Source organism: Euryhalocaulis sp. (assembly GCF_013911995.1).
In the GTDB taxonomy this organism is placed as follows: domain Bacteria; phylum Pseudomonadota; class Alphaproteobacteria; order Caulobacterales; family Maricaulaceae; genus Euryhalocaulis; species Euryhalocaulis caribicus.
In genome coordinates this window covers 1-8,572 of record NZ_JACESD010000078.1, presented here as the reverse complement: position 1 = coordinate 8,572, position 8,572 = coordinate 1, and the positions used below count along the sequence as shown (strand labels likewise).

General features: G+C 60.3%; 7 protein-coding genes and 1 pseudogene. All 8 read left to right on the top strand.

Annotation, left to right across the window (positions count from 1 at the left end; all coding sequences use genetic code 11):
* Window positions 1-413: pseudogene (locus H2040_RS14090) on the top strand (hypothetical protein); the annotation flags it as partial.
* Window positions 414-432: 19 nt separating this feature from the next.
* Complete coding sequence (locus H2040_RS14085) at window positions 433-849, top strand: hypothetical protein (protein ID WP_022698325.1); 417 nt, start codon at window positions 433-435, stop codon at window positions 847-849.
* Window positions 850-900: 51 nt separating this feature from the next.
* Window positions 901-2,265, top strand: a complete 1,365-nt coding sequence (locus tag H2040_RS14080; RefSeq protein ID WP_287158214.1) for a TldD/PmbA family protein — start codon at window positions 901-903, stop codon at window positions 2,263-2,265.
* Complete coding sequence (locus H2040_RS14075) at window positions 2,262-3,056, top strand: 3'(2'),5'-bisphosphate nucleotidase CysQ (protein ID WP_287158212.1); 795 nt, start codon at window positions 2,262-2,264, stop codon at window positions 3,054-3,056. Before H2040_RS14080 ends, H2040_RS14075 begins: the two co-directional genes overlap by 4 nt.
* Before the next feature lie 40 nt (window positions 3,057-3,096).
* The gene (locus H2040_RS14070) at window positions 3,097-3,363 is read left to right on the top strand and encodes a DUF4170 domain-containing protein (RefSeq protein WP_022698328.1); all 267 of its coding nucleotides are present in this window, start codon (window positions 3,097-3,099) and stop codon (window positions 3,361-3,363) included.
* A 269-nt stretch (window positions 3,364-3,632) separates the two neighbouring features.
* Window positions 3,633-5,393, top strand: a complete 1,761-nt coding sequence (locus tag H2040_RS14065; RefSeq protein ID WP_287158210.1) for an ABC transporter ATP-binding protein — start codon at window positions 3,633-3,635, stop codon at window positions 5,391-5,393.
* Window positions 5,394-5,446: 53 nt separating this feature from the next.
* Complete coding sequence (locus tag H2040_RS14060; protein WP_287158209.1) at window positions 5,447-7,138, top strand: P-loop ATPase, Sll1717 family; 1,692 nt, start codon at window positions 5,447-5,449, stop codon at window positions 7,136-7,138.
* A 672-nt stretch (window positions 7,139-7,810) separates the two neighbouring features.
* Entirely contained in the window at window positions 7,811-8,470 is a 660-nt protein-coding gene (locus H2040_RS14055) for a hypothetical protein (protein ID WP_287158208.1), read from the top strand.
* Window positions 8,471-8,572 lie beyond the last annotated feature (102 nt).

Genomic DNA, 8,572 nt, shown 5'->3' with positions numbered 1-8,572 from the left:
CGCTGGCCGCCTGCGGCGGTCCGGCGGAAGAGGAAGCCGCCGAGAGCGAAACCGCGCCGGCGGAGCCCGATTTTTCAGAGGAAATCGCCGAAGACCTGGCCGCGCTGGACGCCGGGGCCGGAGAGCCCGAGCCCGGCGACTGGAACGAGACCCCGTGGTCCGATGCGCGTTCGGTTTTCAACCAGATGTGCCGCGACCGGGGCATGGATGACGCCCTGTGCGGCTGCATCCGCAATAATCTGCGCGCCGAATTCGGCGCCGATGCGGTATTTGTCACCGGCGTGACCTTCGGGGCGCGCGCCGATCTTGCCCCGGTCGTGACGGCCCGCCTGACGGCGGAAGAGCGCGAATCGGCGGCGGCGGGATATCTTGAAGCCAACAGAACCTGCCTTGCCGAGGCCGGTGAGGAATAAACGGACGGGGGAGTTCCACATGATCAATCGGGGTTCAATTCTATTCGCCGCCTGCGCGGCGCTGATGCTGGCCGCCTGCGGCGGCGATGACGAGGCCGCGCGCGAGGACGCCGCGCCGGCTGAAACCGCGCCCGCGCCGGAAACGGCGGAGGCCGCGCCGGAAGAACCCCTTGATATTCCCGCCGAGGACCGCGCCCAGCTGGTCGAGGCCTGCGTCGCCGACACCGGCAACAGCGAGGCCGCCTGCGAATGCGCCGCCGATCAGGCCGCGGAACGGCTGGATGGCCGGGTCTATGCCTTCTTTTCCGCCAAGCTGGCGGGCAATGACGACCGCGCCGACGACATCATGGGCCAGATGACGCTCTCCGACCTTCAGGACACGGCCACCACGATGCAGGTGATTTTCGTCGAGTGTCAGCTGAATCTGCCCGACTGACGCCGCGCTCCGTCCTTGTGCGGCGCCGTGTGAGCCCTATAACCGCGCCCCATGCCAAGCGATGACTCCGCGCTCGACGCGCGCGCATTCGAATCCCTTCTGGACGAGCTTCTGAGCCATGCCCGCGCCAGCGGCGCCGATCAGGCGGACGCGGTGGTTGTGGAGAGCCGGGCGCTGGACGCCACGGTCCGCAATGGCGAGGTGGAGGATGTGGAGCGCGCGGAATCGCGCGATCTGGGCCTGCGCGTTTTCGTCGGCAAGAAGACCGCCAGCGTCTCCTCCTCCGACCTTTCCGGCGACAGCCTGACCGAGCTGGCCGAGCGCGCCATCGCCATGGCCAAGGCCTCCCCGGACGAGCCCTGGGCCGGCCTTGCCCCGGAAGACCGGCTGGCGGCCGGCGATCTGCCGGAGCTGGACCTGTTCGACGCGACCACGCCCGACCCCAAAGACCTGGAAGAGCGCGCGCTGGCCGTGGAGGCCGCCGCCCGCGCCGTGCCGGACGTCACCAAGACCGATCACGCCTGGGCCGGCTGGGCGGGCAGCGTGTTCCGCCTCGCCACCACGGGCGGGTTCGGGGGCGGCTGGCGTTCCTCCTCCCGTCATTTCGGGGTGGCCGCCATCGCCGAGCGTGACGGCGCGATGGAGCGCGATTTCGACGCCCACTCCGCGCGCCATCTGGAAGACCTGAAATCGGTCGAGGAAGTCGGCGCGGAAGCCGGCCGCCGCGCCGCGGCCCGTCTGGGCGGCGCCAAGGTGAAAAGCGGCAAGCGCACCGTGATCTTCGAAAATCGCGTCGCCCCGGCCCTGTTCAACGCCTTCGCCGGGGCCATTTCCGGCCCGTCCGTGGCGCGGGGCGTTTCCTTCCTGAAGAACCATCACGGCCAGCAGCTTTTTGCGCCGGGCGTCAATATCGTTGATGATCCCTCGCTGGTGCGCGGCCGCGGCTCCCGCCCGTTCGACGGGGAGGGGGTACGCGTGAAGCGCTGGAACGTGGTGGAGGACGGCGTACTGACGACCTGGCTTCTCAATTCGTCCTCCGCCCGTCAGCTGGGGCTGGAAACGACCGGCCACGCGGCGCGCAGCGTCGGCGGATCGCCCGGCGTCTCGCCGTCCAATCTCTGGGTCCAGCCGGGCGCGCAATCCCGCGACGGCATGATCGCCGATATTCAGTCCGGCCTGTTCGTGACAGAGATGTTCGGCCCGTCCCTGAACGCCAATACCGGCGACTGGTCGGTCGGGGTATCCGGTTTCCTGATCGAGGGCGGAGAGATCACCTCCCCGGTCAGCGAGATCACGGTGGCGGGCAACCTCATCGACATCTATGGCCGCCTGCAGCCGGCGGATGATCTGGATTTCCGCGGCAAGATCAATTCGCCGTCCCTGCGCGTGGACGACTTAAGCGTCGCGGGGCAATGAGCGCAGGCGAAGACCTCGCCCTCCTGAAACAGGCCGCGCTTGCGGCCGGCGCGGCGGCCATGCCCTGGTTCGAGGGCGACAAGGACATGAAGGTCCGGCAGAAGGGCGATGAAGGCCCGGTCACCGCCGCCGATCTCGCCGTCAACGACCTCTTGAAAGAGCGCCTGCTGGGCGCGCGCCCCGGCTACGCCTGGCTGTCGGAGGAGTCGGCGGAGGATCCGGCCCGCCACAGCGCCAGGCGCGTCTTCATCATCGACCCCATCGACGGCACCCGCGCCTTCATCAACGGCAAGCCGCACTTCACCGTCTGCGCCGCGGTGGTGGAGGACGGCCGCCCCATCGCGGGCGTGGTCTATAACCCGGCGCGGGAACAGCTCTATTCCGCGCATCTCGGCGGCGGCGCCTTCCTGAACGATGCGCCCGTCCGCGCCACGCAGCCAGCCAGCCTCGACGGCATCCGCATGGTCTGCCAGCCGGACTTCATCGCCTCGAAGAAATGGCCAGAGCCGTGGCCCGACATGCATGTGGAGCTGTGCAATTCCATGGCCTACCGCATTGCGCTGGTGGCTAGCGGCGCGTGGGACGCGGCCCTTGCCCCCAATCCGAAGTCGGACTGGGACATCGCCGCTGCGGATATTCTGGCCACGGAAGCCGGCGCGCGGATGACCGGCCTTGACGGCGCGGAGTTTCGCTACAATCAAGAGCGCACAAGGCATTCCGGCGTTATTTGCGCCGCGCCAGAGATACATGAAAAGATCCTGCAGCGGGTGCGCGCCTTCCCGCGCCGCTGACAGGGCAAGGAACCGGACAAGCGAAGAGGGAATATACGCCATGGCCGAAAAGACCACGGACGATGAACGCCAGCTCCTGCACATCGTCATCGGCGGAGAGCTGAAACACCCGCAGGGCGTGGAGTTCAAGGATTGCTCGGCGATCGACTTCGTCGGCGCCTACCCGACCTATGAGAAAGCCCACGCCGCCTGGCGCGGCGCCGCCCAGCGCACCGTGGACAACGCCATGATGCGCTACTTCATCATCCACGCCCACCGCCTCCTCGACCCCCAGACGGGCACCGAGCACAATCAGAAGACGCAGTAGCGTTAGAACCCTCTCCCCCTCGTGGGGAGAGGGCAGGGTGAGGGGGGCGTCTAACACACGCGCCGGCGCACCCAGCTTCGACGCCCCCCTCTCCAAGAAACGCATATCGCTGCGCTCTTGCATTTCTATCCTCTCCCCACGAGGGGGCGAGGATCGCTTTTAGTTGCCTCTCCCCTTCACAGGGGCGAGGGGACGGATGACTATCCGGCGTTACGGTGCGTATGGTGTCAGTCACCACTGACTGACTCGCCCCTGCCAGGAGCCGCTGCGTGACATCACCCGCCCCATCGACCGAGGCCACCAGCGGCGCGCTCGCCGCGCGGCTGTGGCGGGAATACGTCGCGCCGAAATGGCGGCGGCTCTCGGTGGCGGTGGTGCTGATGGCGATTACCTCGGCGGCGGCGGCCTCCTACGCCGCGGTCACCAAGTACTCGCTGGACCTGGTGGCCGAGCGCGACCCCCGCGTCCTCACCCTTGTCCCGCTGCTGATCATCGCCGCGGCCGCGGTGCGCAGCGTCTCGCTCTACTACCAGCTCCTCATCACGAACGGCCTGGCGCTGAAAATCATGCAGGAAGTGCAGGAGGCGATGTTCGCCCGCCTGATGCAGGCCGACTACGCCCGCATCGCGGGGGAGTCCGTCGGCTCGCTGGTCTCCCGCTTCACCAATGACGTGAACCTGTTGCGGGAATCGCTGGTGCGCGGCGCCAATAATTTGATCCGCGACGTGATGACGGTCATCGCCACGCTCGGCGTCATGGTCTGGCTGGACTGGATGCTGACCCTGCTGATCGTGCTGGTCTATCCGATCGCCTTCTATCCGGTGGTGAAGATCGGCCAGCGCCTGCGCCGCGTCTCGGGCGAGGCGCAAATCCAGATGGGCGCGGTCACCTCCTTCCTGGAGGAGTCGCTCTCCGGCGCCCGCATGGTGAAGACCTACCGGCTGGAGGAACGCGAGACGGAGCGCGCCAACGCCTCCTTCCTGGAGCGTTTCCGCCTCTCCCTGAAGCTGTTCTCCGGCAAGGCGCGCGTGGACCCGATCCTGGAGATCGCGGGCGGCGCCGCGCTCGCCGGCGTCATCGCCTTCGCCGGCTGGCGCACGATAGAGGGCGCGGCCACGGTGGGGGATCTGGTCGGCTTCGTCGCCGCCATCGGCGTCATGGCCCCGGCCGTGCGCGCCATCGGCACGCTGTCCGCCGTCGCGCAGGAAGGCTTCGCCGCGCTCGACCGCATCTTCTCGGTGATGGACGAGGCCCCGGCGATAACCGACTCAGCCGACGCAACACCGCTGGAAAACGTGAAGGGCCATGTCGCCCTCGAAAACGTGGAATTCCGCTACGCCACCGGCGCCACGGCCCTGAACGGCGCCAGCCTTCAGGCCGCGCCGGGGGAGATGGTGGCCCTGGTCGGCCCCTCGGGCGCGGGCAAGTCCACCGTCCTCAACCTCATCCCCCGGCTATACGAGGCGACCGGCGGCGCGGTCACCGTGGACGGGCGGGACGTGCGCGATGTCGCTATCGATTCCCTGCGCGCCCATATCGCCACGGTCAGTCAGCACGTCATCCTGTTCGACGATACGGTCCGCGCCAATATCGCCTTCGGCCGGCTGGACGCCACGGATGAAGAGGTGGAGGCCGCCGCCAAAGCCGCCGCCGCTCACGATTTCATCATGCGCATGGAGGGCGGCTATGACGCCCCCGTCGGCGCGCGGGGCGAGCGCCTCTCCGGCGGCGAGCGCCAGCGCATCGCGCTGGCCCGCGCCTTCCTGAAGGACGCTCCCATCCTGCTGCTGGACGAGGCGACCAGCGCGCTCGACGCCGAATCCGAACGCCAGGTCCAGACGGCCATCCAGCGCCTGTCACAGGGCCGCACCACGCTCGTCATCGCCCACCGCCTCGCCACCGTCCGCCACGCCGACCGCATCTATGTCTTCGACGCCGGCAAGGTCGTGGAGACCGGCGCGCACGAGGCGCTCATGGCCAAGGGCGGGTTGTATGCGGAACTGGCGAAGTTGCAGTTTCGGGAGGGGTGAAGGTTTTTGGTTGCACTTACTCAGTTCTGTGATCAACGATAGAGTCTGAGCAAATGGGGGGTGCAATGGCTAAAAAACAAAATCGCTACGTATTTAAACGTGACTGGTCTGTCGGGAATGCGGCGGCAGAGAATGACCAAAAGTTTCTCGAAAATTGTTTCATAGATACCGGTTATATCGAACAACTTTCTAATTTAGATAATAACAAATCAATCGTTTTGGGTCGAGTGGGTATAGGTAAAAGCGCCATTTTGGCTGAAATTGAAGCTAGTCAACATCATATTATAAATATAGATCCAGAGCAATTTTCTATTTCTTATATATCTAATTCTACTGTCTTGAAATATTTTGATAATCTGGGTGTAAAATTAGATCCATTTTTTCAGGCGCTCTGGAAGCATGTTCTGTGTGTAGAGCTAATAAAAAAGAAGTATAAAATAAACACAAAAGAAGACTCTAATTCGTTTTACCAAACATTGAGGGGGTGGTTCATAGACAATGAAGTTAGAAAACAGGCGCTCGAATATTTCTCTAAATGGGGTGGTGTGGATTTTTGGGAAACCACTGAAATCCGGGTAAGGGAATTAACTCGAAAAATTGAAACTGATTTAGGGGGTGTCTTGGGAGGTGGGGCCGCAAGTGTGGAGGCCAAAGTGTCGGGATCGGAGAGACTTACTGAAGAAGAAAAAACGACAATAAGAGAACGCGCACAAAAAATTGTTGATGGTGTGCAAATGCATGCACTTCATGAGGTAATCAGCACTATTGGAAGGGAGGCATTTAATTCTAAATATGATAATTATTATATACTGATTGATGATTTAGATTTAGAGTGGGCAGATAATCAGGTAAGGTATAGATTAATAAGAGCGCTTATCGACACGGTGCAAAGATTTAGAAAAATTAGAAATTTGAAAATTATAATTTCATTACGCTCAGATTTGCTTGAAACTGTAGTGAATGAAACTAGAGGTGCAGGATTTCAAGAAGAAAAATACGAAGATTATTTTATAAGAGTTAATTGGAGTGTTGAAGAGTTACGAAATTTGGTTGATATAAGAATATCAGAATTGATAAAGGAAAAATACACACAAAACGAGGCAAATTTTTACGACATATTTCCTGAAAGAGTTTTCAAGAAAAAACCTACTTTTGATTATATGATTGAAAGAACGCTTAAAAGGCCTAGGGATATTATTTTGTTTGTAAATAAATGCTTTGATGTGGCAGCTGGAAGGCCAAATATGACACAACGCCTGATTGTTCAGGCGGAAGCGGACTATTCATCTAGTAGATTAAATTCAATAATGGAAGAATGGATTGAAATACATCCGGATATAAATATTCATGTTGAAATGCTAAAGGCAATGAGGGCAAGATTCACTGTAAATGATATTCCTGTTGATGAATTGCTTGAGCAAATTATGCGCTATGGTGATTTTGAGAAGTCAAAGGACCCTGTAACCCGGACAGCTCACAACGTATTCACGATAGCTAAAGTCGACCGTGTTGAAGATGCGTTAGAATTTTTAGGCGTGTATTTTCATGTCCTTCATAAGGTTGGCATTTGCGGTATAAAGACGGGTAGAAGTGGTAGACCATCATGGTCAGAAGGTGGGGTTGGCTCGATTCCTCCAAAGGCAATCAATTTAGAGAGCAAAATTTACATACATCCTATGGTTTGGATGGCATTAGGCATCGGTGGTGTTGAATGGGGAGGGGCTGATAGCCCCATATCCCCTTAAGACCTGTAAAACCATGGAAATTCCCCAATTTATCCCCGCCCCTCAAACCTGACATATACTCCTCCCTGTTCCGTCCCATGAAGGGGGCTAGGGCTCGGTCGCTTTTTAACGGGGCGGAATGTGGCGGCCGCGGGCTTGAAACGGGACTAGACCCCCGATGCGCCCCGGCCTGTCGCCGAGACTTTGCCGCCGAACGAACGGCAATCTGATCTCGGGGGCGGGAGGCCCCGCCGGGCGACCGGACGGGGTTCGCAATATCCGTCACGCGGCGCGTCTTTCGTGGTTCGCAAACATCAACATCAGTTGACGGCCGGCGTCCCGCAAAAGACGCGCCGCACCCCCCTTCATCGCTCCGGCGGCCCTGGCCGCGCGGAGTTCGAGGCGTTTTCACCCTCGCCCCCTTAATGGGGGTAGAGGGCAATGAAGTCCCAAATACTCGTAGAGGATTTGGATGACGGAATGGGAGAGGGGGTGGCTTCAGAACAAAGCGCCAAGTCCTGCGAAGTCCCCCTCTCCCTTTCGCGCAGACCAATCAAAGATTGGGCGCTCAAAACCCTCTCCCCCTCTCGGGGGCGAGGGTGAGATTGGCGGGAGGAGATTTTGGCGCACGAGCGTGTTTTTTTGAAAAGCACGGGCTAGGCTGCCCGCGCGATAATCAGGCGGGGGCGCTGAATGTTTGGTGGTGAAGATCCAATTCGGGAAGATCCGATTCCAGAATGGAAGTTCCGCCCCATTGTGGCGCTCACGCTCTGGCTGGCGGTGTTCCCGGGCATTTTATATCTGTCGCAGACGGTCGACTTTTTCGGGGTTCTGCTTCTGCCGTTTATCTACGTTGCCTGGCTCGCCTACGGCGTCCGTATCGCTTTTGCCTGTGACACGCTCCAGAAGTCTGAAAACGCCGGCCGGAGGCTGCGCCCGAAGATCGTCGGCAATATCGCGGGCATCTTTATGATTGTGGTGGTGCTTCCGTTTAGCTGGATGTTTCTGGCCCGTGGCGGAATCTGGCTGAAATTCAGCGTAGAGCGCCACTGGTATCAGGCGCTTATGGCGGACGATGGCGCGCGCTGTCTTGAGCAGACGAGTTGCGAGCAAATAAGCAAAGACGAACAGTATTGGTTCAGGTGGGGCGCGATCGACATTTTCGACAAAGTGGGCATTTGCCACGATCCGCTTGGCGAACTGGACTATTTGCTCGAGTACAGAACGACGAACGAGCCCCTGCCTGACCGCTTCCTGTCATATAGCGACCTGCAAATTAAGTGGGGCGCCGTCGCGCCAATGCGGACGCGTCAACTCGATGGTCCTTGGTATTTCTGCCATTCCGACGATTGAGCGCGCATATATCACCCTCGCCCCCTTAATGGGGGTAGAGGGCAATGAAGTCCCAAATACTCGTAGAGGATTTGGATGACGGAATGGGAGAGGGGGTGGCTT

Coding starts and splice junctions, on each gene's coding strand:
- H2040_RS14085 (WP_022698325.1), top strand. CDS start 433: ATGATCAATCGGGGTTCAATTCTATTCGCCGCCTGCGCGGCGCTGATG.
- H2040_RS14080 (WP_287158214.1), top strand. CDS start 901: ATGCCAAGCGATGACTCCGCGCTCGACGCGCGCGCATTCGAATCCCTT.
- H2040_RS14075 (WP_287158212.1), top strand. CDS start 2,262: ATGAGCGCAGGCGAAGACCTCGCCCTCCTGAAACAGGCCGCGCTTGCG.
- H2040_RS14070 (WP_022698328.1), top strand. CDS start 3,097: ATGGCCGAAAAGACCACGGACGATGAACGCCAGCTCCTGCACATCGTC.
- H2040_RS14060 (WP_287158209.1), top strand. CDS start 5,447: ATGGGGGGTGCAATGGCTAAAAAACAAAATCGCTACGTATTTAAACGT.
- H2040_RS14055 (WP_287158208.1), top strand. CDS start 7,811: ATGTTTGGTGGTGAAGATCCAATTCGGGAAGATCCGATTCCAGAATGG.